The sequence below is a fragment of the Massilia horti genome (assembly GCF_004614195.1).
In the GTDB taxonomy this organism is placed as follows: domain Bacteria; phylum Pseudomonadota; class Gammaproteobacteria; order Burkholderiales; family Burkholderiaceae_D; genus Telluria; species Telluria horti.
Map to the genome: position 1 here is coordinate 13,750 of NZ_SPUM01000005.1, position 25,426 is coordinate 39,175.

The 25,426-nt window shown below is 67.0% G+C and carries 21 protein-coding genes; all 21 read left to right on the plus strand.

The window, feature by feature from the left end; all coding sequences use genetic code 11:
• The first annotated feature begins 49 nt into the window (after positions 1-49).
• The 21 genes from gmd to galE all read left to right on the plus strand — a co-directional run bounded on the left by gmd (position 50) and on the right by galE (position 25,411).
• Positions 50-1,165, plus strand: coding sequence for a GDP-mannose 4,6-dehydratase (gene gmd / locus E4O92_RS00775; RefSeq protein ID WP_135187838.1), 1,116 nt, complete (start codon positions 50-52; stop codon positions 1,163-1,165).
• Positions 1,140-2,141: a GDP-L-fucose synthase gene (fcl, locus tag E4O92_RS00780; RefSeq protein WP_167759660.1), complete on the plus strand. Its 1,002-nt coding sequence runs from the start codon at positions 1,140-1,142 to the stop codon at positions 2,139-2,141. The genes gmd and fcl overlap by 26 nt, the downstream gene beginning before the upstream one ends.
• Before the next feature lie 65 nt (positions 2,142-2,206).
• Positions 2,207-3,289, plus strand: coding sequence for an EpsD family peptidyl-prolyl cis-trans isomerase (locus E4O92_RS00785; protein ID WP_307721731.1), 1,083 nt, complete (start codon positions 2,207-2,209; stop codon positions 3,287-3,289).
• A 34-nt stretch (positions 3,290-3,323) separates the two neighbouring features.
• Positions 3,324-4,112 carry a polysaccharide export protein EpsE gene (gene epsE, locus E4O92_RS00790; protein WP_135187840.1) on the plus strand — a complete coding sequence of 263 codons (789 nt, stop codon included), beginning with the start codon at positions 3,324-3,326 and terminating at the stop codon, positions 4,110-4,112.
• Positions 4,113-4,130: 18 nt separating this feature from the next.
• A complete protein-coding gene (gene epsF, locus E4O92_RS00795) occupies positions 4,131-5,531 on the plus strand; it encodes a chain length determinant protein EpsF (RefSeq protein WP_135187841.1) in 1,401 nt (466 codons plus the stop codon).
• A gap of 183 nt (positions 5,532-5,714) precedes the next feature.
• A complete protein-coding gene (epsG, locus tag E4O92_RS00800) occupies positions 5,715-6,587 on the plus strand; it encodes a chain length determinant protein tyrosine kinase EpsG (protein WP_135187842.1) in 873 nt (290 codons plus the stop codon).
• A complete protein-coding gene (xrtB, locus tag E4O92_RS00805) occupies positions 6,587-7,486 on the plus strand; it encodes an exosortase B (protein ID WP_135187843.1) in 900 nt (299 codons plus the stop codon). Before epsG ends, xrtB begins: the two co-directional genes overlap by 1 nt.
• Positions 7,483-8,172, plus strand: coding sequence for an exosortase-associated protein EpsI, B-type (gene epsI / locus E4O92_RS00810; RefSeq protein ID WP_135187844.1), 690 nt, complete (start codon positions 7,483-7,485; stop codon positions 8,170-8,172). Before xrtB ends, epsI begins: the two co-directional genes overlap by 4 nt.
• A gap of 11 nt (positions 8,173-8,183) precedes the next feature.
• On the plus strand, positions 8,184-9,629 hold the full coding sequence (locus E4O92_RS00815) for an O-antigen ligase family protein (RefSeq protein WP_135187845.1): 1,446 nt from the start codon (positions 8,184-8,186) through the stop codon (positions 9,627-9,629).
• Positions 9,629-11,134: an oligosaccharide flippase family protein gene (locus E4O92_RS00820; RefSeq protein ID WP_135187846.1), complete on the plus strand. Its 1,506-nt coding sequence runs from the start codon at positions 9,629-9,631 to the stop codon at positions 11,132-11,134. The genes E4O92_RS00815 and E4O92_RS00820 overlap by 1 nt, the downstream gene beginning before the upstream one ends.
• Before the next feature lie 9 nt (positions 11,135-11,143).
• Complete coding sequence (locus tag E4O92_RS00825; protein WP_135187847.1) at positions 11,144-12,364, plus strand: glycosyltransferase family 4 protein; 1,221 nt, start codon at positions 11,144-11,146, stop codon at positions 12,362-12,364.
• Positions 12,348-13,106 (plus strand): glycosyltransferase family 2 protein, encoded by a 759-nt coding sequence (locus E4O92_RS00830; RefSeq protein WP_135187848.1) that lies wholly within the window; start codon positions 12,348-12,350, stop codon positions 13,104-13,106. Before E4O92_RS00825 ends, E4O92_RS00830 begins: the two co-directional genes overlap by 17 nt.
• Positions 13,107-13,388: 282 nt before the next feature.
• Positions 13,389-15,623: a heparinase II/III domain-containing protein gene (locus tag E4O92_RS00835; protein ID WP_135187849.1), complete on the plus strand. Its 2,235-nt coding sequence runs from the start codon at positions 13,389-13,391 to the stop codon at positions 15,621-15,623.
• Between the two features lie 91 nt (positions 15,624-15,714).
• Positions 15,715-16,566 (plus strand): beta-1,6-N-acetylglucosaminyltransferase, encoded by an 852-nt coding sequence (locus tag E4O92_RS00840; RefSeq protein ID WP_135187850.1) that lies wholly within the window; start codon positions 15,715-15,717, stop codon positions 16,564-16,566.
• A gap of 141 nt (positions 16,567-16,707) precedes the next feature.
• On the plus strand, positions 16,708-17,928 hold the full coding sequence (locus E4O92_RS00845; RefSeq protein ID WP_135187851.1) for a glycosyltransferase family 4 protein: 1,221 nt from the start codon (positions 16,708-16,710) through the stop codon (positions 17,926-17,928).
• 16 nt (positions 17,929-17,944) lie between these two features.
• Positions 17,945-19,195 carry a phenylacetate--CoA ligase family protein gene (locus E4O92_RS00850; RefSeq protein WP_229482861.1) on the plus strand — a complete coding sequence of 417 codons (1,251 nt, stop codon included), beginning with the start codon at positions 17,945-17,947 and terminating at the stop codon, positions 19,193-19,195.
• Between the two features lie 64 nt (positions 19,196-19,259).
• Positions 19,260-20,393 (plus strand): glycosyltransferase family 4 protein, encoded by a 1,134-nt coding sequence (locus tag E4O92_RS00855; RefSeq protein ID WP_229482863.1) that lies wholly within the window; start codon positions 19,260-19,262, stop codon positions 20,391-20,393.
• Complete coding sequence (locus E4O92_RS00860; protein WP_229482865.1) at positions 20,390-22,351, plus strand: heparinase II/III family protein; 1,962 nt, start codon at positions 20,390-20,392, stop codon at positions 22,349-22,351. Before E4O92_RS00855 ends, E4O92_RS00860 begins: the two co-directional genes overlap by 4 nt.
• Positions 22,352-22,369: 18 nt before the next feature.
• Positions 22,370-23,476, plus strand: coding sequence for a non-hydrolyzing UDP-N-acetylglucosamine 2-epimerase (gene wecB / locus E4O92_RS00865; RefSeq protein ID WP_135187853.1), 1,107 nt, complete (start codon positions 22,370-22,372; stop codon positions 23,474-23,476).
• Complete coding sequence (locus tag E4O92_RS00870; RefSeq protein ID WP_135187854.1) at positions 23,473-24,213, plus strand: WecB/TagA/CpsF family glycosyltransferase; 741 nt, start codon at positions 23,473-23,475, stop codon at positions 24,211-24,213. The genes wecB and E4O92_RS00870 overlap by 4 nt, the downstream gene beginning before the upstream one ends.
• Before the next feature lie 199 nt (positions 24,214-24,412).
• Positions 24,413-25,411: a UDP-glucose 4-epimerase GalE gene (galE, locus tag E4O92_RS00875; RefSeq protein WP_135187855.1), complete on the plus strand. Its 999-nt coding sequence runs from the start codon at positions 24,413-24,415 to the stop codon at positions 25,409-25,411.
• Positions 25,412-25,426 lie beyond the last annotated feature (15 nt).

Sequence of the window (25,426 nt, forward strand, 5' to 3'; positions counted from 1 at the left end):
TTGAACGGGGGATGATCGACCCGCGCCCCCGGTCCAACAGGAAAACAACATGAAGAAAGCACTGATTACAGGGGTTACCGGACAGGACGGCTCCTACCTTGCCGAGCTGTTGTTGGCCAAGGGGTACGAGGTGCATGGCATCAAGCGCCGCGCCTCCCTGTTCAACACCGAGCGCATCGATCACATCTACCAGGATCCGCATGCCGCCAACCAGAACTTCTTCTTGCATTACGGCGACCTGACCGACACCTCGAACCTGACGCGCATCCTGCAGCAGGTCCAGCCGGACGAGGTGTACAACCTGGGCGCGATGAGCCATGTCGCGGTGTCGTTCGAGTCGCCCGAGTACACCGCCGACGTCGACGCCGTCGGCACCCTGCGCCTGCTGGAGGCGATCCGCTTTTTGGGCCTGGAGAAAAAGACCCGCTTTTACCAGGCCTCGACCTCCGAGCTGTATGGCATGGTGCAGGAAATCCCACAGCGCGAGACCACGCCGTTCTATCCCCGCAGTCCGTACGCGGTGGCCAAGTTGTACGCCTACTGGATCACGGTGAACTACCGCGAAGCCTACGGCATGTATTGCTGCAACGGCATCCTGTTCAACCACGAATCGCCGCGCCGTGGCGAGACCTTCGTCACCCGCAAGATCACGCGCGCGCTCGCCAACATCGCGCAGGGCCTCGAGCAGCAGCTGTACCTGGGCAACCTCGATGCGCTGCGCGACTGGGGCCATGCGCGCGACTACGTGCAGATGCAGTGGCTGATGCTGCAGCAGGACGCGCCGGAAGACTATGTGATCGCCACCGGCCGCCAGTACTCGGTGCGCCAGTTCGTCGAGATCGCCGCGCGCGAACTGGGCATCGAACTGGCCTGGCAGGGCAGCGGCGTGAACGAGCGCGGCCTGGTGGCGGCGGTGCGCGGCGACAAGGCGCCCGGCGTGGCCGTGGGCCAGCCGGTGGTGGCGGTCGATCCGCAGTACTTCCGCCCGACCGAGGTCGAGACCCTGCTGGGCGATCCGGGCAAGGCCCGCGAAAAGCTCGGCTGGGAGCCCACAACCAGCTTCGAGACGATGGTGCAGGAGATGGTGGCGCATGACCTGGACACGGCGCGCCGCCACAAGCTGCTCAAATCCCATGGTTATGACGTTGCAATTTCATTGGAGTGACGTTTTGAATACCCAGCCCCGCATCTACGTCGCCGGCCACCGCGGCCTGGTCGGCTCGGCCATTGTGCGCACCCTGCGTGCCCAAGGCCACACCAACATCGTGACGCGCACCCATGCCGAACTGGAACTGACCGACCAGGCCCAGGTGCGCGAGTTCTTCCGCTCTGAGCGCATCGACCAGGTCTACCTGGCCGCGGCCAAGGTGGGAGGAATTCACGCCAACAACACTTACCCGGCCGAATTTATATACGACAACATGATGGTGCAGGCCAATGTTGTGCACGAGGCCTGGCGCGCCGGAGTGCAGCGGCTGCTGTTCCTGGGCTCGTCGTGCATCTATCCGCGCCTGGCCGCGCAGCCGATCCGCGAGGAATACCTGATGAGCGGCATGCTCGAGCCCACCAACGAGCCGTACGCGATGGCCAAGATCGCCGGCATCAAGCTGTGCGAAAGCTACAACCGCCAGTACGGCACCGATTACCGCAGCGTGATGCCGACCAACCTGTACGGCCCGGGCGACAACTACCACCCGGAGAACAGCCATGTGATCCCGGCCCTGGTGCGGCGCTTCCACGAGGCCAAGGCCAGCGGCGCGCCCGAGGTGGTGATCTGGGGCAGCGGCAAGCCGATGCGCGAGTTCCTGTATGTCGACGACATGGCCGCGGCCAGCGTCTACGTGATGGAGCTGCCGCGCGCGGTGTACGAGGCCAACACCGATCCGATGCATACGCACATCAACGTCGGCACCGGCGAGGACGTGACGATCGGCGAGCTGGCGCGCCTGGTGAGCGAGGTGGTCGGCTACCACGGCCGCATCGTGTTCGACACCAGCAAGCCGGACGGCACGCCGCGCAAGCTGCTCGACGTGTCCAAGCTCAAGGCGCTCGGCTGGACCGCGAGCACCCCGCTGCCGGAAGGACTGCGGCGCGCCTACGCGGCGTTTCTCGACCGCGCGCCGGAAGAGGCGGCCGCATGAAGCGAGCTCTGCCGCACTGTTAGCTGTCGAACAGATACGGTAACGCGTGCATCCCAGAATGGTGCATGTCGGGGGCGCCGGACCGGGCGGCGCCAGGTCTGATCGGCAACACCACCAATAACAACGCGGCCCGGCCGCACCACCCAACGTCCGAGGTAATTATCTTGAACAACTTCCATCCGGCAGCCAAGACGACACCCACAATTCCCTCCATGCGCACGGGAGCGGCGCTGGTCCTGCTCGCGCTGCTGCTGAGCGCGTGCGGCAACAAAGCCAAGGAAGCCAAGCCCGGGCAAGCACTGGCCAGCGTCAACGGCAGCGAAGTCACGGTCTTGCAGCTGAACGAAGAGCTGCAGCGCGCCGGCGTGCCGGCCTCGCAGCAGGACGCGGCCAGCAAGCAATTGCTGCAGGCGCTGATCGACCGCCAGCTGCTGGTGCGCGAGGCGGAAAAGGAAAAACTCGACCGCGACCCGAAGGTGATGCAGGCGGTCGACCGCGCCCGTGACCTGATCGTCGCCCAGGCCTACATCCAGAAGCGCCTGGGCGGCATGCAGCGTCCCGGCGCCGCCGAGGTGGAGGAGTACTTCAACAAGCACCCCGAGTTCTTCACCAACCGCAAGCAGTTCAACATGAACGAGCTGGTCATCGCCGCCAGCGACATGACCCCGGACCTCAAGGCCGCCGCCGACGGCGCCAGGTCGCTCGAGGAGGTGGCGGTGTGGCTTGACACCCACAAGGTCAAGCACGGCCGCACCCAGGTCACGCGCAGCACGGCCGACCTGAACCCGGAACTGTCGCAAAAGCTGCTGGCGATGCCGAAGGGACAGATATTCATCGTCAAGGAGGGCGAGCGCGCCATGCTCATTTCGATCGCCGAGGTCAAGGATGCCCCGGTCTCGCTGGAGGTGGCCGCGCCGCAGATCGAGCAGTTCCTGGTCAACCAGAAGAGCAAGGAGCTGGCCGCCGCCGAAGTCAAGCGCCTGCGCCAGGGCGCCAAGATCGACTACATCAACAAGTCGCTGGCGCCGGATGCGGCCGCGGCCGCGACCCCGGCCACGGCCAGCCCGGCAGCAGTGGCGCCGGCCGCCGCGGCATCCGACGACGCCGACAAGGCCGCACTCGAGCGCGGCGTGGCCGGCCTCAAATAACAAGTTCGCAACAAGCACAAAGACGGGAGCAAATATGAAACGACTGGTACTTTGGATGATGGCGGCCGTGCTGGCCATGACGGTGCACGCGGCAGGCGCGGCTGAGATCTTGCTCGGGCCGGGCGATGTGGTCAAGTTGTCGGTGTACGGCAGTCCCGACTTGTCGATCGAGACCCGGGTGTCCGAGGGCGGGCAGATCACCGTTCCGCTGCTGGGCCAGGTCGCGGTCTCCGGGCTGTCGGTCGCCGCGGCGGAAAAGAAGGTGGGCGACCTCCTGGAAAAGGGCGGCTACCTGAAGAAGGCCCAGGTCAACATGCTGATCACCACGCTTAACAGCCAGCAGGTGTCGGTGCTGGGCCAGGTCAACCGGCCGGGGCGCTACCCGGTGGACGGCAAGCGCAAGGTGCTCGACCTGCTGGCGATGGCGGGCGGCATCTCGTCCGAGGGCGGCGACATGGTCAGCCTGGTGCGCACCCGCAACGGCACCACCACCCGCGAGACGATCGACGTGATCGACATGGTGCGCAAGGGTGAGCTGAACCGCGACTACGAAGTGTCCGGCGGCGATGTCATCTTTGTCGAGCGCGCCCCGCGCGCCTACGTGATGGGCGAGGTGCAGCGCCCGGGACCGTTCCGCATCGAACGCGGGATGACGGTGCAGCAGGCGGTGTCGGCCGGCGGCGGCCTGACCCCGCGCGGCAGCAACACCCGCATGCGCATCACGCGCCACGATGCCAGCGGCCGCGCGGTCACGATCGACGCTGCGGCCAGCGACCTGGTCCAGGTGGACGACGTGATCACCGTGCGCGAGAGTTGGTTCTAAGCTTGCCAAGGGAGTGCCATGAACGCCCATCAATTCCTGCAGATATTGCGAGCGCGCAAAAAGATCATTCTGTCGATCCTCCTTGCAACGGTCTTGCTGACCCTCGGCTTCTCGTTGTTGCAGCCCAAGACCTACAAGGCCACCGCCTCGGTGCTGCTGAACTACAAGGGAGTGGACCCGCTGACCGGCCTGACCATGCCCGGCCAGCTGCTGCCCGGCTACATGGCGACCCAGATCGACATCATCAGCAGCAAGAACGTGGCCGGGCGCGTGGTCGACACGCTGCACCTGGCCGGGAGCCCGGCGGTGCTGCAGCAGTTCCAGGCCGCCACCGAAGGGCGCGGCAACGTGCGCGACTGGCTGGCCGACCTGTTGCTCAAGAAGCTGGAGATCGTGCCCTCGCGCGAATCGTCGGTGGTCGAGATCAGCTTCAAGGGCGCCGATCCCGGCTTCGCGGCGGCGGTGGTCAACGCGTTTGCCGACCAGTACCAGAAGGTCACGGTGCAGCTCAAGACCGACCCGGCCAAGAAGGCCTCGGCCTATTTCAACGAGCAGACCAAGCAGCTGCGCGACAACCTCGAGGCGGCCCAGGCGCGCCTGTCCAAGTACCAGCAGGAGAAGGGCATCGTCAGCCTCGACAACAACCGGGTCGACGTCGAACTGGCGCGCCTGAACGACCTGTCGGCGCAGCTGGTCGCGGCCCAGGCCCAGGCGATCGAGGGCAATTCGCGCGAGCGCGCCGCCCGCGGCGGCGCCTCGCCGGACGTCACCAACAACATGATGGTGCAGAACCTGCGCGTCTCCCTGGCCTCGGCCGAGGCCAAGCTGGCCGACACCTCGTCGCGCTACGGCCGCAACCACCCGCAATACCAGGCCGCCAGGAGCGAGGTCGACAAGCTGCGCTCGGAACTGAACAGCGCGATGAGCACCGTCTCCTCCAGCGTCGGCGGCAACGCCGCCGTGCTGCGCCAGCGCGAAGCCGAGCTGCGCGCCGCGCTCGCCGAGCAGAAGGCCAAGGTGCTGGAACTGAACCGCACCCGCGACGAGCTTGGCCCGCTGCTCAAGGAACTCGACAGCGCCCAGCGCGCATACGACGCCGCCAGCCAGCGCTTTTCCCAGACCCGCATCGAGGCCCAGTCCGAGCAGTCGGACGTCTCGGTGCTCAACCCGGCGGTGGCGCCGACCGAGCCTTCCGGTCCGCGCGTGCTGCTCAACACGCTCGTGGCCTTCCTGATCGGCACCGTGCTGGGCGTTGGCGTGGCGTTCCTGCTCGAGCTGTTCAACCGCCCGGTGCGTTCGGCCAGCGACATGAAGGACGTACTCGGCATCCCGGTGCTCGGCACCATCGAGTGGCAGCGGGCGCCGGGGCCAAGCCGGCTGCGCGCGCTCGCGCCGCGCCGCCTGCAGCGTCTCAACTAACAGGTCGTTTTTTAGGCTATGTCACCGCTAAGTGTGGGATTTTTAAGCCGCGTCGTTCCCGCGGAGGCGGGAACCCATAGGCCGCGTGCCAGGGCGGCCCAGTATGGGCTCCCGCCTTCGCGGGGGCGACGTGGTTATGCAGAGCCATGCTCGTTTGGATACGACCTCTAAAGGGATACCACAATGAATTCACCCATACTGTCGGCGGTGCCCGCCGACCAAACGGCCGCCGAGACCAGCATGGGCGCCTTGCTGCTCGATTCCGGCAAGCTCAAGCCGGAGGACGCCGAGCGCGTGCTGCGCCTGCAGCAGGAGAGCGGCCTGCGCTTCGGCGAGGCCGCGGTGCGCCTCGGGCTGGTCAGCAATGACGACATCGCCCAGATGCTGGCGCGCCAGTTCGCCTACCCCTACCTGCAAAAAGGGCAGGCCGGCTTTTCGTCCGCGCTGGTCGCGGCCTATGAACCGTTCTCGCCGCAGGTCGAATCGCTGCGCGCGGTGCGCAGCCAGCTCATGCTGCGCTGGTTCGCGCGCGGCCGGCGCGCGCTGGCGGTGCTGGCGGTCGACCCGCAGGACGGCGCCAGCCTGTTCGCGGCCAACCTGGCGATCGTGTTCTCGCAGCTCGGCCAGCAGACCCTGCTGGTGGACGCCAACCTGCGCACCCCGCGCCAGCAGGACCTGTTCGCCCTGCAGCCGCGCCAGGGCCTGTCCGACCTGCTGGCCGGGCGCGCCGACCTGGACGTGATCGAGCGCGTGCCGGCCTTCGTCGACCTGTCGGTGATGCCGGCCGGTACGCTTCCGCCCAACCCGCAGGAACTGCTGGCGCGCGAGGGCTTCCGCCACCTGAACACGCAGCTCGAGAGCCGCTACGACGTGGTGCTGTACGATCTGCCGCCGTTTGCCAGCGGCGCCGACGCGCTGGCGGTGGCCGGGCGCGCCGGCGGCGTGCTGTTGGTCGCGCGCAAGGACCACACCCGCATCGCCACCCTGGGCCGCATGGCCGAGCAGCTGGTGGAGGCCGGCGGCGAGGTGGTCGGATCAGTGGTGGTGGCCCTCTGATGGTGGCCCCGGCCCGCCTCGGCTCGCGCCGCCAGTTTGCGCTGGTGCGCGCAGCGCTGCCCGAGTGGTGGCCGGTGTTCGCCGGCCTGGCGATCCTGTTCGTGCCGACCTTCTACGACCTGTTTACCGGCGCCTGGATCGGCGAAGAGCAGGGCCACGGCCCGATCATCTTCGGCCTGGCGCTCTGGCTCATCTACCGCAAATGGCCCGAGGTGGAGGCACTCGCCACGCCGCCGCGCGCCGCCTGGAGCGGCTGGGCGGTGCTCGCCGTCGGCCTGTTCGCGCACCTCTTGGGGCGCTCGCAAAAGATCCTGATGCTCGAAATCGCCTCGATCATCCTGGTGATGGCGGCGGTGTTGCTGGTCAAGTACGGCACGCGCGCGCTGCGGGTGCTGTGGTTCCCGTTCTTCTTCATGCTGTTCATGGTGCCGCTGCCGTCCGAATTCGTGGCCGCGGTCACGATGCCGATGAAGATGGCGGTGTCGTGGGCCACCGAGCACCTGCTGTTCGCGGCCGGCTACCCGATCTCGCGCTCGGGCGTGATCCTGCAGATCGGCCAGTACCAGCTGCTGGTGGCCGACGCCTGCGCCGGTCTGCAGACCCTGCTCACGCTGGAGGCGCTGGGCCTGTTCTACCTGAACCTGATGCGCCACCCGTCGGCGTTTCGCAACATCGGCCTGGCCCTGTTCATCATCCCGATCTCGTTCTCGGCCAACGTGATCCGGGTCATCAGCCTGACCCTGATCACCTACTACTTCGGCGACGCCGCCGGCCAGGGCTTCCTGCACGGCTTTGCCGGCATGGTGCTGTTCCTGACCGCGCTGACGCTGATCCTGTCGGTCGACGGCGGCCTGCAGTGGTACCTGCGGCGGCGCGCCGGGTCGCGGGAGGTCGCATGAACCGCCACTTTGCCGCCAGCCTGGTGCTCGGACTCGCGATGGCCGCCACCTCGGCCCTGACCGGGGCGCTCACCCCGAGCGAAAAGCTCGCCACCCGGCAGGCCCAGTTCTCGCTCGAGCACATGATCCCCGCCAGCTTCGGTGGCTGGCGCATCGACACCTCGATCGTGCCGCTCAAGCCCGACCCAGAGAGCCAGGCGATGATCGAAAAGCTGTACGACCAGACCCTGTCGCGCACCTATGTCAACGCGATCGGCGAGCGGGTCATGCTGTCGATCGCCTACGGCGGCGACCAGAGCAAGACCCTGCAGCTGCACCTGCCCGAGGTGTGCTACGTGGCCCAGGGCTTCCAGATGCTCGGCAGTAGCGAGGGCCGGCTGTCCACCCGCTTTGGCGACCTGCCGGTCAAGCGCCTGGTCGCGCGCATGAACGAGCGCAACGAGCCGATCACCTACTGGGTCACGATCGGCGACAAGGCGGTCCAGTCCGGCATCGAGCAAAAGCTCCAGCGCCTCGCCTACGGCCTGTCAGGCAAGATCCCGGACGGCATGCTGGTGCGCGTCTCGACCATCCAGTCCGGCGCGCAAGACGCTTACCGGCTGCAGGACCGTTTCGTGAACGAGATGCTCGCCGCGCTGGCGCCGCATGACCGCGCGCGCCTGCTCGGCGCCGAGGCACGACGCTAAATTGGTGCCCGATGGACGACCTGATTTCTTACATCTACCTCTCGCTGCCATTCCTGTTCGTCGCCTTCGTCGCCGTGCTGGCGGTGGCCGGCATGGGCATCGGCCTGGTGTGGACGCGCGCCCTGGTCTACCCCTACCTGGCGATCTTCTTCTGGATGAACTCGACCAGCTACGGCAACCTCTCGCTCTGGGCCACCCCGGGCGTGTACAGCCGCGGCTCGGGGATGCTGTTCTTCCCGCTGGTGCTGTACTACGTGCTGGGCGCCTGGTGCTGCGCGCGGGTGGCGGCGGGCTTTCGGCACCAGCCGGCCGCGCCGTGCAACCTGCGCCCGTGGTTCCTGGCCTGGCTGCTGCTCCTCAGCGGGCACGTGGCCGTCGCGCTGTTTTTGGGCGTCAAGCTGGCCGACGCCCTGGCCCCGAGCGGCTTTTCGAACATCGTCTGGATGGCGCCGCTGGTGTCGCTGCTGCTGCTGGCGTTCCACACCCGCGCCCACGCGGTCGAACTGGCGCGCTTCATCCTGCTCGCCGGACTCGCGCGCGCGCTGTTCGGACTGGTGCGCTGGGCCGCGTTCGGCGGCGACCCGAACAACGTGTACGCCAACATGAACGCGATCCGCATCAAGCTCACTTTCTTCGACATCAATGACAGCCTGCTGTGCGTCGCCGCGTTTGCGATCGCCGCGGTCAACCTGTTCCAGGCCGCCAGGATCGAGCGCGCGCGGCTGTGGGTCGCGCTCGAATGGATGACCCTGTTTTCCACCGCGCTGTGCATCGTGCTGTCCTACCGCCGCAGCGCCTGGATCGGCTTCGTGCTCGCCGCGCTGGTCATCATGATGCGCTTTCCGCTGCGCCGCCGGATCCAGCTGGCATCGGTGGGCCTGCCGCTGGTCGGCGCCGGCCTGCTGTACGTGGCCTTGAAGCGCCTCGGCCAGACCAAGGGCGCCGGTTCCGGCTTTTCCAGTCTGTTCTACGACATTCAGTCGCAGCGCTTCGGCGCCGAAAGCGAGCGCGTGCTCGAACTGAAGCTCGCGCTGGCCGACTTCCTGTCCCATCTGGTGACCGGCATCGGCTCCTGGGGCCGCTACTTCGGCTACCAGCACATCTCGTGGCAAGCCAACCCGGACGGCGGACTGTTCCTGCACAGCGGCGTGCTGCACCTCGCGCTCAAGACCGGCCTGATTGGCCTGGCGCTCCTGGCCGGCACCATCTTCGCCTTCACCCGCGTGGCGTGGCGCGCGCTCGCGACGCTGCCGCCCGAGCAGCTGGCGCTGGCCACCGCCGGCGTGGCCGGCATCGCCTTCATGCTGCCCGACTTTTTGATCGGCACCCCGATCCCGCAGGTGCGCACCACCCAGATGCTGGCCGTGTGCCTGGCGCTGCCTTACGTGGCGCTGGCGGCGGGCGCGGCCAGCGCGCCGGCGGTAGCCACCACCCGCATCAACCTGGTGCCGGCCTGATGAACCTGCGCCTGGTCAGCAATGCCTGTTCGAACCTGCTGGGCGCTGCCATACCCGCAGTGGTTGCGCTGGCGACGGTGCCGCTGGTGGTCAAGGGGCTGGGCGAGGCCGGTTACGGCCTGTACTCGCTGGTCACCGCGATCGTCGGCTACTTCGCCGTCATCGACATCAACGTCACCGCCGGCTCGGTCAAGTACGTCGCCGGCTACGCGGCGACGGGCGACCGCGAGCGCATCAGCGAAACGATCTGCTTTGGCCTCTTGGTCTATATCGGACTGGGCCTGATCGGTGCGTTCGGCCTGTACTTCGGCGCCCACGCCCTGGTCACCCGCGTGTTCTCGGTTCCGGCCGGCCTGGTCCCGGTGGCGGTCGCCACGCTCAAGGTCGCCGCGCTGGGCTTTTTGGTCGGCCAGTTGCAAAGCTACCTGCAAAGCGTGCCGCAGTCGTTGATGCGCTTCGATATCTCGGGCCGCATCGAGGTCGTGTTCGGCACCGTGGTGCCACTGCTCACCGTGCTGGTGCTGATGGCGGGCTATGGCCTGTTCGAGGTGATCGCGCTGCGCGTGCTGGCAAGCAGCGTGAACTGCGCGATCCTGTGGCGCGCGATACGCGGCCTGCTGCCGGACCTTGGCTGGCGCACCCCGCGCGCGGCCATCCGGCGCGAGCTGCTCGGCTTTTCGGCCTATTCCTTCCTGTCGCGCTTTGCCAGCCTGTCCTACGCCTACGCCGACAAGCTGATCATCGGCGCCCTGGTCGGCGTCACCGGGCTCGCCTATTTCACGGTCGCCAGCACGCTGGCCAACCGCGTGCTGGCGCTGACCTTCCGCCTGTCCGGTGTGTTCTTTCCGGCCGCCAGCGCGCTCGCCGCCAACGGCCAGCTCGAGCGGTTGAAATGCCTGTACCTCAAGGCCAGCCGCTACGTGGTGTACATCAACGCTGCGGCGCTGGTGCTCCTGGCCGTGTTCGCCGAGCCGATCCTGCGCTACTGGATGAATCCCGACTTCGCAAAAAATGGCGCGCTGGTCCTGACGGTGATGGCGCTGTCGCAGTTCGTCGACTCGCTCACCAACCTGCCTTCGCTGGTCAATGACGGCATGGGCCATCCGCGCGTGTCGGGCATGTTCGCGCTGGCGCGCGCGCTGTTCGGGCTGCTCGTGGTGTGGCTGGGCGTGGCCCGGTACGGCATCGATGGCGCGGCCTGGGGACATCTGCTGTCCTCCAGCGTGCTCACGCTGGCGTTCCTGGTCGCGGTGCATGGACGCACCGTGCCGGTCGCGCTGCGCGATCTGGCATGGCGGGCGTATGCCCCCAGCGCGGTTGGGGTGGCGCTGATCGCGCTGGCAGCTGCCACTACCCGCATTTGGCTCGCGCCCGGCGTGCGTGACCTGGTGCTGCTGGCGCTTCTCACCATGGCGCTGCTGTTCGCCTACGGCGCGCTGTTCGTGATCGAAAAGGATGACAAGACACTGGCCTGGGCAAAGGTCAAGCTGTTGTGGGAAAGGTAGGGGAGGGGAATGCGCATTTTGATGGTGTCCGAGGACCTGCCGGGCAAGCAGATCGGCGGCCTGGGCAAGCACGTGGTCACGCTCGCCAACGCGCTGCTCGATTGTGGCCACGAGGTCGATGTCATGGGCCGCGAGGGCGAGCTCGACCCTGCGGGGGCAGCCAGCCAGATCGGCTTTGGCGGCCGCTTCATCCCCGGCTTTGGTTTCAGTCACGTGGGCTGGAAGGAACTGCAGCTCGGCTTTTTCAATCCGCTCAAGCGCCCCTGGTTCGCGCGCCGGATCGCGCGCGCCATCGCCGCGCGCGCCGGCAGCTACGACGTGGTGCATTACCACGGCCACCTGCCGATGGTCGGGCGCTACCTGCCGCCGCAGGTCAATTTCGTCCAGACCCGCCATGACCAGGGCAGCGAATGCGTGCTCCACCTGCGCTTCAAGGACGGCGCCGTGTGCCGTGCGACCGCCAATGCGGACTGCGCGGCCTGCATCCACCCCAGTCCCGGGCCGCTGCGGCGCACGCTGTCCGGCGCCGCGGTCGGCCGCTACCGCGGCGAGACCGCACAGGCCTTCGCGCGCCACAAGACGATCTTCGTGTCCGACTTCCTGCGCCACGCCTTCCTGCGCACCGTGCCGGACGCCGACCTGGCGCGTGCGCGCGTGATCCACAACTTCATCCGCTATCCCTATCTGCGTGAAGTCGCGGCCGCATCAGGCCAGGTGCGCGCCGGCGAAGTGCTGCTGGTCGGGCGCATCGATACCGGCAAGGGCTTCGGCGAATTCCTGGCCGAGATCGAGGGGCGCCTGCCGCCGCACGCGCGCTTGAGCATCATCGGCGACGGTCCGCTGCGAGCGCAACTGGAGGCGCGCTACGGCGGGGAACAGGTGCGCTTTCTCGGCTGGCGCGACTACGACGAGGTGATCCGGCGCCAGGCGGCCAGCCACCTGTGCGTGATCCCCTCGGTGTGGGAGGAGCCGTGCGGCACCACGGTGCTCGAGGCGCTCGCGCTGGGCAAACAGTGCGTGGCGCTGGCCACCGGCGGCACGCCTGAACTGGCGGCCTACCAATATTACGACGGCCAGTTGCAGTTGGCAGCGGACATGCCGGACCTGGTGGACCGGCTGTTGCAAGAGCTGGCGCGCCCGCCGGTCACGGTGGAGCTGCCGCCGAGTTTTCCATTGGATGTCTTTCGGACCATCCCCACCATCCTGGAGTGTTATGCAGAACAAGCCTAAATTCTCGATCATCACCTGCACCTGGAACAGCGCCGCCACCCTGGCCGACACGCTCGACTCGGTGCTCGGCCAGACCTGCCGCGATGTCGAGCACATCTTTGTCGACGGCGGCTCGACCGACGGCACGCTCGACATGATCGCCGCCTACCCCGGCAACAAGCGCGTGCTGCGCGATGTCGGGGGCGGCATCAGCCGCGCCATGAACCAGGGCATCCAGGCCGCGCGCGGCGACTATATCGCGCACCTGCATTCGGACGACTACTATGCGGCGCCCGACGTGCTGGCGCAGGTGGACCAGTGCTTCGCCTCGCAACAGGTGGACTGGGTGTACGGGCAGGTGCAGGTGCTGCGCGACGGGCGCTTGATCGCGCCGTATCCGCTGCAGCCGTTCACCTACCGCGCGTTTGCGGCCGGGCGCGCCTGGGTCGGCCATCCGGCGGTGTTCGTGCGCAAGCGCGCGTTCGAACGGGTCGGGCTGTTCGACGAACAACTCAAGTATGCGATGGACGTCGACCTGTGGCTGCGCCTTGGCGCGGTGGCGCGTCCGGGCGCGCTGAACCGTCCGCTGACGGTGTTCCGCGAGCATGCCGGCAGCCTGTCGACGAGCAACAAGATCAAGGCCCGCCAGGAAGAATTCCGGGTGCGGCGCCGCTACCTGCACAAGGCCCCGCTGGCCTTCGGGATCTATTGCTTGCGCTACCTGAAACGCATGCGCGACCTGCGCGCCGCCCCCGCCCCGTGAGCGAAATGGCATGGTTTCATGAATGTCTTTTCAACCCAAAAACAAGCTTTAGCGATTGAGAAATGTCGTTCCTGAAACCTTGATTTTTTGTCGTTGGATTTCTGCGATGTCTGTGAAAAATCTTTGATTTCTGTGGGGAATTTTCTTGAGGCCAACTGGGATTGCTGTACCATAATCTTCAGTTGAAACGCCGGTTTTTCCCCCGCCGGCGGCCCCAAGAAGGTCGCGCGCTCGCGCAACAAGTTCCTGCAATCCCAGTCAAATATTTCTCGGAGCATCTACATGAAAGTTCACCGCCAAGGGATAGCCGCGCTGGCTGCCCTGTCGTCGCTGCTATTGTCGCCGCTCGCCCGCGCCGACTGGGCACAGTCCAGCGACCCGCTGGTGGTCCAGCCGGCGCCGGCCAACGGCCAGGCCCAGGCGCAGAATCCGCCGGGCTTCGCCTGGGCCCGCTACCCTGCGGGCGCATCCAGCTATGAAATCGAAATCACCCCGGCCGGCGGCAGCCCGACCAAGGCCACCGTGACCCGCAACTGGTACCTGCCGAGCAAGGCGATGGCGCTGGGCGACTACACCTGGCGCGTGCGCCCGGCCGGTTCAAACGATTGGAGCGCCGCGCGCGCCTTCTCCATCACCAGCCGCTCGACGGTGTTCGAAGTGCCGGACAACGACACCCTGCGCGCACGCATCAGCGCCAAGCCGCGCCCGCGCTCGCTGCCGCCCTCGTTCACCGCGTTCTCAAGCTGGAACACCGCCAAGCACAACGACCTCGACCCGTACAACAGCCGCCTGATCAACGAGATCAAGCTGCAGATGGGCGCGCTGCCCGACCTGGCCGACTCCCGCTGGCCGATCGTGATCACCTCGCCGCTGACCGCCGCCATGGCCTCGCAGCAGACCGAAATCCGCCAGCGCGTCAACGAAGCGACCCGCCAGCTCGAGGCGGCCGCCGTCATGTGGCGCATCAAGCGCGAGTCGATCTACCTGGACGAGGCATTCAAGCGCGGCGACCAGCTGGCCGCGCTCAACCCGAACGGGCCCACCAGCTATGTCAACCAGGACCAGGCCGACCGCCAGATCGCGCTGTCCATGATCAAGGCGGTCGACATCCTGGCCGGCGATCTGGACGCCACCCGCAAGGCCAAGTGGCTCGACGTCGTGCGCAACCGCACCAACCAGATGTTTGCCGACCTGTCGGGCGATAACGGGCGCCTGGACCAGTATCCGTTCGACTCGCACGGCAACACCGACCTGGTGTTCCTGACCCTGATCTCGTCGCTGTCGCTGGGCGATATCGCCGACGCCCAGAAGTGGTTCGACTTCGCGTTCCGCGCCTACGCCAACAACCCGTCGCCGTGGTCCGGCCCGGAAGGCGGCTACGCCCAGGGCACCGCCTACGCCGAGTACTATGCCGGCTACCTGATCGCGCTGTGGGACCCGCTGTCGCAGGCCACTGGCGTGAACTTCTACGCCAAGCCGTGGACGCTAGGCTTCCTGGACTTCAACATCCAGTTCGTGCCGCCGGGTTCCCGTGTGCACGCCTTCGGCGACGGCTCCGACACCAAGCCCGACATCCGCGTGTTCCGCGCCTTCGGCTCGCGCATGGTCTCGCCGCGCGCGGCCTGGTACGTGGCCAACCTGGGCGGCCTGGAAGACTCGCTGTCGATGCTGCAGGCCCCGTATCCGCTGCCGGTGTCCGACACCAAGGTCCAGAGCCCGCCGTCGAACTCGTCCTACTACCCGAGCACCGGCTGGGTCTCGATGCACAGCGACATCGGCTCGCCCGGCCGCACCTCGTACTACTTCAAGTCCAGCCCGTACGGTTCGTTCAACCACAGCCATGGCGACCAGAACGGCCTGCTGCTGTCGGTGGCCGGCCAGCCGCTGCTGGTCAAGGCCGGCTGGTACGACTGGTACGGCTCGCCGTACTGGACCGACTGGTACCACCAGACCCGCTCCCAGAACGCGGTCACGTATGACGGCGGCAAGGGCCAGGACGTTTCCGGCTACCGCGAGACGCTGCAGCACAATGGCAAGGTCATCAGCTTCGCCGCCCAGCCCAGCTACGACTCCGCCGAGGGCGACGCGACCGCGGCCTATGCCGGCGCGCTGACGATGGCCCGGCGCCAGGTCTGGCACCTGCGCAACGCCAACAACGCGCTGTTGGTGCGCGACAAGCTGGCCGCGAACGTGCCGCACACCTACGAGTGGAACTTCCATTCCCCGGTGGCGATGACGGTCGAGAGCCCGACCAGCGTCAAGATCGCGGCCGGAGGCCAGTCGGTGTGCGTGCGCTCGCTGAACCCGAACGCGACCTTCGCCAAGTGGAGCGGCCCCGCGCCCAAGAGCGGCGTGACCGAGGACCATGGTGCGTTCTACCTGGCCAACGACGGCAAGTCGACCGCCGAGTTCCTGACGCTGCTCGACGTCGGTTGCCGCCGCCCGACGGTGAACATCACCACCACCAACGGCGTGCGTACCGTCACCGTCGGCAGCCAGTCCGTTACCCTCAACTAAGCAATCCATGTCCCCGCCGCGCCCGTGCTAGACTCGGGCGCGGCGCCGGTGCCCCGATCGGCCGCGCGCCACCGCGAAAACGGTGAGTGCGATGAAACAGGTATTCCTGATCCACGCGCACAAAGACCTCGGGCATCTCAACCTGCTGGTCGAACAGTTGCGCGATGACGAGTTTTCGATCTGGGTGAACCTCGACCGCAAATCCGCGATCGACCCGGCGCGCCTGCACCCGGCGGCGCGCTTGGTAACGCGCCGCATCGCGGTGCGCTGGGGCAGCATTTCCCAGGTCGCGGCCACGCTCAACTCGCTGCGCGAGATCGTCGCCGCCGTGCCGGCCTTCGACAAAGTCGTGTTCCTGTCGGCGCAGGACTTCCCCTTGCTTTCCAACGGCGCGCTCAAGCGCGAGCTGGCCCGGGTCGCGGGCCGCGAACTGCTTGAGACGGTGCCGATCGGCCACGCCGGCTGGCCGGTCGCTTTCCGCTACCAGTATTTTCATTCTGCAAGCAGGGGCGCGGCGCCGCGCCTGGCCTGCGCGCTCGCCAACCGGGCGCTGCGCCTGTGCCGGCGCACGCGCCGCATCCCTGGTGGCATGGCCCCCTACGGCGGCTCGTCGTGGTGGGCGTTGTCGCGGGCATGCCTGCTCGACCTGCTGGGCCGCATCGACGCCGACCCGCGCCTTCTGCGCTTCTTTCGCACCGTGCAGTGTCCGGACGAGATGTTCTTCCAGACCCTGGTCATGAACTCGCGCTGGCGCGATCGGGTGCTGCCAAATAATTTCCGCTACATCCAGTGGCCGGAGCAGGGCGCGCGCCACCCCAAGGTGCTCGACGAGGGCGATTTCGAGGCCATCCGCACCTCCGGCGCCCATTTCTGCCGCAAGCTCGACAGCAATTTGAGCGCGAACCTGCTGCCGCGCCTGATCCGGCTGAAGCAGGGCGCCTGACGGCGCGCTTCCTTGATCCAGTCTCAGGTACCGGGGCTGGGCGCCGGTTAGCATCCTTGAAAGGGCGTCCTCGGCAACCGTGCGCGCGGACGAGTAAGCTAGAATCGTTCGGCACCCGTTGTTGATTCGATAAGGCCACTCATGCCTCAGAAGCCGCTTTCGATTGCCTTCATCATCCGCGATCCGCTCCCGCCGGCCCGCGCCGACGTATCGACCCTGTTCGGCGACGAAATGCCACGCTACGGTCTTCAGACCGACCTGGTCGGCCAGCTTGGGCCGCACGGGGGCAGCGCCTGGCACGCCGGCGCCATGCATGCGGTCGGCAGCCTCACGAGCCGTTTCGCCGCCGTGCTGGCGCCGCTGTGGGATCTGCTGGGCCTGCTGCGCGTGCTGGCCAGGACCCGCCCGGATTGCATTCAGGTGCGCGACAAGATCGCCAGCGGGCTGCTCGGGCGCTGGGCCGCGGCGCTCTTGCGCGTGCCCTTCGTGTACTGGATGTCGTTCCCGATCGTCGAGGGCTTCGAGGTGCGGCGCGACGAGATCGGCGAGCGCGGCCGCGGCCTGCGCTGGCTGGCGCACACGCTGCGTGCGCGCGCCTCGCGCCACGTGATCTACCGCATGGTGCTGCCGCACGCGCGCCACATCTTCGTGCAGAGCGACGCCATGGCCGACTGGCTGGCAAGCCAGGGCTTCGCGCGCGAACGCATGACGGCCGTGCCGATGGGCGTGGACGCCGAGCAGTTCGACCGCGACAGCATCAAGCCGGTGGCGGACCCGCGCCTGGATGGGCGGCGCGTGGTGCTGTACCTCGGGCGCGTGGCCCAGTCGCGCCGTTCCGACTTCCTGCTCGATGTCGCCGACAGGCTGCGGCGCGCGCAGCCCGACGTGCTGCTGGTGATCGCCGGCGACGCGCCATCGAGCGACGAAATGGCATGGATGCGCAGCGAGATCGCCGCGCGCCAGCTTGGCGAGCACGTGCTGCTGACCGGCTGGCTGCCGCAGGAAACCGCGCTTGGTTTTGCGGTGCGTGCCGAGGTCGGCCTGTCGCCCATTCCGCGCGGTACCCTGTTCGACGTCTCGTCCCCGACCAAGCTGGTCGAGTACCTGGCGCTGGGCATCCCCAGCGTCGCCAACGATATTCCCGACCAGCGGCTGGTGATCGAGCAGAGCGGGGCAGGGCTGTGCGTGCCCATGGAAGCCGAACTGTTCGCCGCCGCCGTGCTCAAACTGCTGAACGACCGGCAGCTCGCACAACAGTTCGCCTTGCGTGGTCCAGCGTACGTAAAAACGCATCGCACGTATGCTATTCTGGCTCGCAATGTTGCCAAAACATACAAACAAATCCTGCCGCAACGCGCCTGATCCGACGCCAATGTGGATGTATTCGCTGAAGTTTTCGCTGCGTTCGCTGGCGCGGGAGCTGCTCCGAAATATCTGGGGCCGTCTCTTCGTCTACCCGGCGCTGCTCGCCAACGAACGCTCGCACGAAGCGCTGGCCGCCTACGTGGCGCGGCGCGCGCGCAAGCTCGGCATCGACCCGGATGGCGTGGCCAAAGCGCCGCTGCTGACCAAGGCCCAGGTCAAGGCCGACCCCGCGCGCTTCGTGCGCCCGCGCAGCCTGGGCACGCTTTGCAGGAACACCATCCGCACCAGCGGCACCTCGGGCTCCCCGCTCACGCTGGTGCAGACCCTGGGCACCGTGGTGCGCGAAGAAGCCTTCGTGTACCGCCAGCTGCGCTGGATCGGCTATCGCCACGGCCAGCGCCGCGCCTGGATCCGCGGCGACATCGTCTGCGCGGAAAACCCGGCGGATGGCCGCTACTGGTGCCGCGACTGGATCGGCAACATGCTGATGATGTCGTCCTACCACCTGTCCAACGCCACCATCGGCAGCTACATCGACGCGCTGGAGCGCTTCGACCCGGTCGTCATCCAGGCCTACCCGTCCTCGATCGCCGCGCTGGCCAGCTGGCTCAATGCCAGCGGCCGGCGCTACCAAGGCGGTTCGCTCAAGGGCATCATGACTTCGTCCGAGACCCTGGAGCCGGCCGTGCGCGCGGCCGTCACCGAGGCCTTCGGCGTCACCGTCTACGACTGGTACGGCCAGGCCGAACGCGTGGCCGCCCTGGGCACCTGCGAGCACGGCAACTACCACCTGCTGCCGGACTACGGCATGGTCGAATTATTGGATCGGCCGGACGGCAGTTGCGAGCTGGTTGGCACCAGCCTGAACAACCCGGCCATGCCTCTCGTGCGCTACCGCACCGGCGACACCGTGGTGCCGGGCGACGCGCCTTGCCCGTGCGGACGCGTCTTCCCGCTAGTGAAGGCCGTTATCGGCCGCCAGGAAAAGATCATCACCCTGCCGGACGGGCGCATCATCGCCCGCCTGGACCGCGTGTTCCAGGGCATTGATCGCCACCTGCTCGAGGGGCAGGTGCTGTACCGCGGCGATGGCAAGTTCACGCTGCGCGTGGTCGCCGGCGACGGCTTCGGCGCCGCCGACGAGGCGGCCCTGATCGACCAGTTCCTGCTGCGCGTGCCCGGCGTGCAGGTGGCGGTGGAACGAGTCGACGCGATCGCCCGCGGGCCGAACGGCAAGTTCGAGTTCATCGCTGTGGAGGCGTGAACCGTGCACAGCAGTGGGAAACGAATGCGGTATGATCAGGATTGCAATGTTCACGAGATGACAGGTGCTGCCGAAGATGCTGCCGGATGAAGCCGAAACCACACTACTGAACGAGGTGCGCGTGAACGCCGCGGCGCCCCGGGTGCTGATGGTGGGCACCGCGCTCGAAGGCCGCGGCGGTGTGGTGGCGGCGGTGTCGGTGCTGCGCGAGGCTGGCCTGTTCGAGCGCGAGGCAGTGCGCTACCTGCCCACCCATGTCGACGGCGGACGGCTTGCCAAGGTGGCGCGTGCTATCTCAGGGGCCTGCGGCACGCTGTCCGCCTGCCTGCGCGACCGGACGATTATCGTCCACGCCCATACCTCCTCGCGCGCCAGCTTCCTGCGCAAGTCGCTGGTGCTGCTGATCGCGCGCGCGGTCGGCTGCCAGACCATCCTGCACCTGCACGGCGGCCTCTTTCGGCAGTACGCCACGCAGGAATCGCGCGCGCTGACGCGGCGCTGGATCCGCCATACCTTTGAACGCAGCTCGCGCGTCATCGCATTATCAAGCGGCTGGGCCCAGTTCCTGGGGGAGATCGCCCCCAGGGCGCGCGTGACCGTGGTGCCCAACGCCGTGCCGCTGCCCGCGCTGCCCATGATCTCGCGTGCGCGGCCCGGCCGCATCCTGTTCCTTGGCCGCCTCGAACCGGCCAAGGGCGTCGACGAACTGCTGCAAGCGCTTGCCATACTGGCCCCGCGCTTTCCCGAGGCGCACCTCGCGCTGGGCGGGGAAGGGGACGGGGAGCGGGTGCGCCGGCGCGCGGCCGAACTCGGGATTGCCGATCGCGTGGAAACGCTCGGCTGGATGGATGGCGTGGCGCGCGATGCCGCGCTGCTTGAGAGCACCGTGTTCTGCCTGCCCTCGCATGCGGAGGGCCTGCCGATGGCGATGCTGGAAGCCATGGCCGCTGCCAAGCCGGTCGTCGTGACCAGCGTCGGCGGCATCCCGGAAACCATCATCGACCACGACAACGGAATCCTGGTGCCGCCGCGCGCGGTCGCGCCGCTGGCCGCTGCGCTGGCCGAGGTGCTGGGCGATTGCGCCCTGCGCGAGCATCTCGGCCAGCGCGCGCGCGCGACCATCGAGCAGTGCTACAGCACCGCCATCGTGACGCAACAACTGGCAGCGATCTATCGCGAACTGGAGGGAGCGCGATGAACGCGACGGCACGCATGGCCTGGATGGTCAACCGCCTGCGCTGCATGTCGGTGGCGGAGGTCGGGTACCGTATGCAGCAGGCGGCGGCAAGCCAGGCCGCGCGGATCCTGGCCCGCCGCCCGCCGCCACCGCCATTGCCGCGCACCCGCACGTTCGGCCTTGGCGGCGCACCGCAACTGGCGCAGGCCGACATCGACGCGCTGCTGGCCGACGCCGAGCGCATCCTGGTCGGGCACGTGGTGCTGTTTGCCGGGCGCAGCTTCGATGTCGGCCCGATCCCGGACTGGAACCGCGATCCGGAAACCGGCGTGCTCGGCCCCGCGGTCTTTGCCGGCGATATTACGATCACCGACCGCAACCAGGTCGGCGACATCAAGCACGTGTGGGAACTGAACCGCCACCTGCACCTGGTGCGCCTGGCCCAGGCCGCGGCGGTGACAGGCCAGGCGCGCTGGCTGCGCGCTTTGGGGCAGCAGCTGCGCAGCTGGTTTGAGCAGTGCCCGCCGCAGATCGGTCCCAACTGGACCAGCTCGCTGGAACTGGGCATCCGCCTGATCAACTGGGCGCTGGTGTGGCAGCTTGTTGGCGGCGAGCGCGGTGCGCTCTTTGACGGCGAGGACGGTGCCAGGTTGCGCGCCGATTGGCTGGACAGCATCCACGCGCATTGCAGCCACATCGCGCGCCACCTGTCGCGCCATTCGTCCGCCAACAACCACCTGATCGGCGAACTGGCCGGGCTGTATGTGGCAGCCTCCATCTGGCCCTGCTGGCGCGCCTCCGCGCGCTGGCTGGAGCAGGCGCGCCGCGAACTCGAACACGAGGCCCAGGCCCAGTTCACGCGCGACGGCGTCAACCGTGAGCAGGCCTTTGCCTACCACGTGTTTGCCAGCGAATTCCTGTTCGTCGCGGGCCTCGTCGGACAAGCCTGCGGCACCCCGTTCTCACGCGCCTACTGGGCGGTGCTGCAGCGCGCGCTGCGCTTCGTGCGCTCGGTGCGCGACGTGGCCGGCAACCTGCCGCAGGTCGGCGATGCCGACGACGGCATCGTGTTCTGCCTGGACGCATTTGGCGCCGACCGCGCGACCCAGCTGCTGGCATTAGGCGCAAGCGTGTTTGGCGGCCAGGCGAGCGAACACCCCGGCGTGCGCTGGCTGCTGCATGCGCTGCCCGGGCCGCGTCCCGCGATCGACCACCACGAGCCGGAGGATGCATGGGCCTTCCCGGAAGGCGGCTACTTCGTGTTCGGCGCCGATTTCGGCAGCGCGCGTGAGATCAAGGGCCTGCTCGATTGCGGCCCGCTCGGCTATCTCGGCATCGCGGCCCATGGCCACGCCGACGCGCTTTCGCTGGTGCTGTCGGTGGCGGGCGAACCGTGCCTGATCGACTGCGGCACCTATTCGTACTGGCAGGAGCAGAAGTGGCGCGACTATTTTCGCGGGACCTCGGCCCACAACACAGTGCGCATCGACGGCCTTGACCAGTCGGTCGCGGGCGGGCGCTTCATGTGGCTGAAAAAAGCCAGGGCCAACATCGAGCGCATGCCCAGCTCCCCACACGAATTCGATTTTCGCGGCTCGCACGACGGCTACCTGCGCCTGCCCGATCCGGTGCGCCATCTGCGCAGCGTGCGCTTCGATGCAGGAAGCAGCACGCTGGTGGTGCGCGACGAATTCGCTGCCAGGAAGCCGCACCGGGCCGAGATCTTCTGGCATTTCGCGCCCGGCCTGGACGTGCGCCTTGACAGCAGCGCCCTGCACGTGCGCGGCAAGGCGTTCGCCATGCAGGTGCACGTCGCCGGTGCGGGCCTGGCGCTGGAGCTGGTGCGCGGTGCGGAAAACCCGCCGCTGGGCTGGGCTTCGCGCAATTATGAATCGCGCGAGCCGTGCGACGTGTTCAAAATTACGGCACTATCGTCCGCCGTACCCATCGAGTGTAGGTTTACAATAACTTTATTTTAATTATCGGGACGTCCTCACATGCTGATTTACCTGGTCGCGGGCGCAAGGCCCAACTTCATGAAGATCGCACCGATCGTGCGTGCGCTGCAGGAGCAGCAGGTGCTCTCGTTCAAGATCATCCACACCGGCCAGCACTATGACCGCGAGATGAACGATGTGTTCTTCGAGGAGCTGGGCATCCCGCAACCGGACGTGTTCATGGCCGCCGGCGGCGGCAGCCATGCGCAGCAGACCGCCAAGATCATGGTCGGCTTCGAGGAGCTGTGCGTGGAAGAGCGCCCGGCGGCCGTGCTGGTGGTCGGCGACGTCAATTCGACCCTGGCCTGTTCGATCGTCGCCAAGAAGCTGGGCATTCCCGTGGCCCACGTCGAAGCCGGGCTGCGCAGCGGCGACATGGCGATGCCGGAAGAAATCAACCGCCTCGTCACCGACAGCATCTCGGACTGGTTCTTCGCCACCGAGCCGGCTGCGGTCGAGCACCTGCGCCGCGAAGGCAAGGCCGACTCGAAAATTCACTACGTCGGCCACGTCATGGTCGACAACCTGCTGTACCAGGCCGGCAAGCTGGCCCATGCCGACACCGGCGGTTTCGAAACCGTCCCATTCAAGGCCCGGGCGCTGGAACAGTATGGGCGCTACGGGGTGGTCACACTGCACCGGCCAAGCAACGTCGACGAGCCCGCAACGTTTGTGCGCATCGCCGGTGCGCTCAAGGAAATCGCGGCCGACCTGCCGCTGATTTTCCCGGTCCATCCGCGCACCCGCGCCAACCTGAACCGTTTCGGCATCGACCTGGGCCCCAACGTCACGCTGGCCGGCCCGCAGGCCTACATGGCCTTCCTCCACTTGTGGAAGGATGCGGCGGTGGTGCTGACCGACAGCGGCGGGTTGCAGGAAGAAACGACCGCGCTCGGCGTGCCGTGCGTGACGATCCGCGAAAACACCGAGCGCCCAGTCACCATCGAGCAAGGCACCAACGTGCTGGCCGGCACCGACCCGGCAAAGATCGTCGCCGAAGTGCGCAAGGTACTGGAGGGCAAAGGCAAGCAGGGCCGCCGTCCGGAATTGTGGGATGGCAAAGCGGCAGAGCGCATCGTCGCAGTTCTGGCTAAGGAGATCGGATGACCGAACGCATCACACTGATGGGCTGCCAGATCGATAATCTGTCAATGGAAGACACGCTTGGCAGGATCGAGGGATTCATACAATCGGGCAAGCCCCATCAGCACGTGGTGGTCAATGTCGACAAGCTGGTCAAGGCCAGCCGCGATCCGGAGCTGCGCAGGATCATCAACGACTGCGCGCTGATCAATGTCGACGGCATGCCGGTCGTGTGGGCCTCGCGCCTGCTCGGCAAGCCGCTCAAGGAACGCGTGGCCGGGGTCGACCTGTTCGAGGCGCTGATGAAGCGCGCGGGCGAGAAGGGCTGGCGCGTGTTCCTGCTGGGCGCGCGCGAGGACGTGGTGTCAATGGTCGCCGAGACCTACCAGCGCAGGTATCCGCGCCTGGTGCTGGCCGGCTACCGCAACGGTTACTGGCAGGGCGAGGCCGAGGAGCAGGACGTGGTACGCCACGTCCGCGACAGCCGCGCGGACCTGCTGTTCGTGGCGATCAGCTCGCCCAAGAAAGAACAATTCCTCGGCCGCTACCAGGCCGAGATGAAGATCCCGTTCGCGATGGGCGTGGGCGGGACCTTCGATGTGGCGATCGGGCGCGTCAAGCGCGCGCCCAGGTGGATGCAGAAGTCGGGCCTGGAATGGTTTTACCGTTTCCTGCAAGAGCCGCGCCGCATGTTTCGCCGCTACTTCATCGACGACATGGCCTTCATCTGGCTGTTGATCAAGGAAGCGGCGCGGCGCTGACAGGAACAGCGTCGCAACTGGAAAGAGGAGCCGCCGGCGGCCATCCCAGTCGCTGGCGCGAGAATAGGCGTAGGGTGCGCACCTGTGCGCACGCGGTCAACGCCAGCGGGCCCGCGGCGGTACCGCATGACGCGGCGCCTGCACCGCGCATCCACCTAGCGGCACGACCGACACATCGGACTTAAAGCGAGATACGACAATGAAGATTTTGGTTACAGGCGGCATGGGCTACATCGGCTCACACACCGTCGTCGAATTGCAAAACGCGGGCTACGACGTGGTCGTGCTCGACAACCTGTCCAACGCACAAGCGTCGGTGCAGGACCGCATAGAAAAGATCACGGGCAAAAGCTTCGTGTTCGAGCAGGCCGACATCCGCGACCGCGCGGCGATGGAGCGCATCTTCGGCGCACATCAGATCGGCGCGGTGATCCACTTCGCGGGTCTGAAGGCCGTGGGCGAATCGGTATCCCAGCCGCTGCGCTACTACGACAACAACGTCTCGGGCAGCGTGGTGCTGTTCGAGACGATGGAAAAGTTCGGCGTCAAGACCCTGGTGTTTTCCTCGTCGGCCACGGTGTACGGCGACCCGGCCTCGGTACCGATCCGCGAGGACTTTCCGTTATCAGCCACCAACCCATACGGGCGCAGCAAGCTGATGATCGAGGACATCCTGCGCGACCTGTACAAGGCGCAAGCCGACTGGCACATCGCGCTGCTGCGCTACTTCAACCCGGTCGGCGCCCACGAAAGCGGCCTGATCGGCGAAGAGCCGAGCGGCATCCCCAACAACCTCGTGCCCTACATCGCGCAAGTGGCGAGTGGGCAACGCGAAAAGCTCTCGGTGTTCGGCGGCGACTACCCGACCCCGGACGGCACCGGCATGCGCGACTACATCCATGTGGTCGACCTTGCGATAGGTCATGTCAAAACACTCGACAAGCTAGCGACAGGCCCGGGTCTGGTTACGTACAATCTTGGCACCGGGCGCGGCAACAGTGTGCTGGAAATGGTGCGCGCATTCGAGGCAGCCTGCGGCAAGACCATCCCCTACCAGATCGTCGCCCGCCGCCCGGGAGATATTGCCAAGTGCTATGCGGACCCGAGCCGCGCGCGCGACGAACTGGGCTGGACCGCCAAGCGCGATATCGCGCAAATGTGCGCCGATTCCTGGCGCTATCAGTCAACAGCGAAGTAAGAGGTTGTTTCAAAT

Coding starts and splice junctions, on each gene's coding strand:
- gmd (WP_135187838.1), top strand. CDS start 50: ATGAAGAAAGCACTGATTACAGGGGTTACCGGACAGGACGGCTCCTAC.
- E4O92_RS00785 (WP_307721731.1), top strand. CDS start 2,207: ATGTCGGGGGCGCCGGACCGGGCGGCGCCAGGTCTGATCGGCAACACC.
- E4O92_RS00850 (WP_229482861.1), top strand. CDS start 17,945: ATGTATTCGCTGAAGTTTTCGCTGCGTTCGCTGGCGCGGGAGCTGCTC.
- E4O92_RS00870 (WP_135187854.1), top strand. CDS start 23,473: ATGACCGAACGCATCACACTGATGGGCTGCCAGATCGATAATCTGTCA.
- E4O92_RS00835 (WP_135187849.1), top strand. CDS start 13,389: ATGAAAGTTCACCGCCAAGGGATAGCCGCGCTGGCTGCCCTGTCGTCG.
- E4O92_RS00820 (WP_135187846.1), top strand. CDS start 9,629: ATGAACCTGCGCCTGGTCAGCAATGCCTGTTCGAACCTGCTGGGCGCT.
- E4O92_RS00815 (WP_135187845.1), top strand. CDS start 8,184: ATGGACGACCTGATTTCTTACATCTACCTCTCGCTGCCATTCCTGTTC.
- epsI (WP_135187844.1), top strand. CDS start 7,483: ATGAACCGCCACTTTGCCGCCAGCCTGGTGCTCGGACTCGCGATGGCC.
- epsE (WP_135187840.1), top strand. CDS start 3,324: ATGAAACGACTGGTACTTTGGATGATGGCGGCCGTGCTGGCCATGACG.
- E4O92_RS00840 (WP_135187850.1), top strand. CDS start 15,715: ATGAAACAGGTATTCCTGATCCACGCGCACAAAGACCTCGGGCATCTC.
- E4O92_RS00830 (WP_135187848.1), top strand. CDS start 12,348: ATGCAGAACAAGCCTAAATTCTCGATCATCACCTGCACCTGGAACAGC.
- epsG (WP_135187842.1), top strand. CDS start 5,715: ATGAATTCACCCATACTGTCGGCGGTGCCCGCCGACCAAACGGCCGCC.
- E4O92_RS00845 (WP_135187851.1), top strand. CDS start 16,708: ATGCCTCAGAAGCCGCTTTCGATTGCCTTCATCATCCGCGATCCGCTC.
- wecB (WP_135187853.1), top strand. CDS start 22,370: ATGCTGATTTACCTGGTCGCGGGCGCAAGGCCCAACTTCATGAAGATC.
- fcl (WP_167759660.1), top strand. CDS start 1,140: ATGACGTTGCAATTTCATTGGAGTGACGTTTTGAATACCCAGCCCCGC.
- E4O92_RS00825 (WP_135187847.1), top strand. CDS start 11,144: ATGCGCATTTTGATGGTGTCCGAGGACCTGCCGGGCAAGCAGATCGGC.
- epsF (WP_135187841.1), top strand. CDS start 4,131: ATGAACGCCCATCAATTCCTGCAGATATTGCGAGCGCGCAAAAAGATC.
- E4O92_RS00860 (WP_229482865.1), top strand. CDS start 20,390: ATGAACGCGACGGCACGCATGGCCTGGATGGTCAACCGCCTGCGCTGC.
- galE (WP_135187855.1), top strand. CDS start 24,413: ATGAAGATTTTGGTTACAGGCGGCATGGGCTACATCGGCTCACACACC.
- xrtB (WP_135187843.1), top strand. CDS start 6,587: ATGGTGGCCCCGGCCCGCCTCGGCTCGCGCCGCCAGTTTGCGCTGGTG.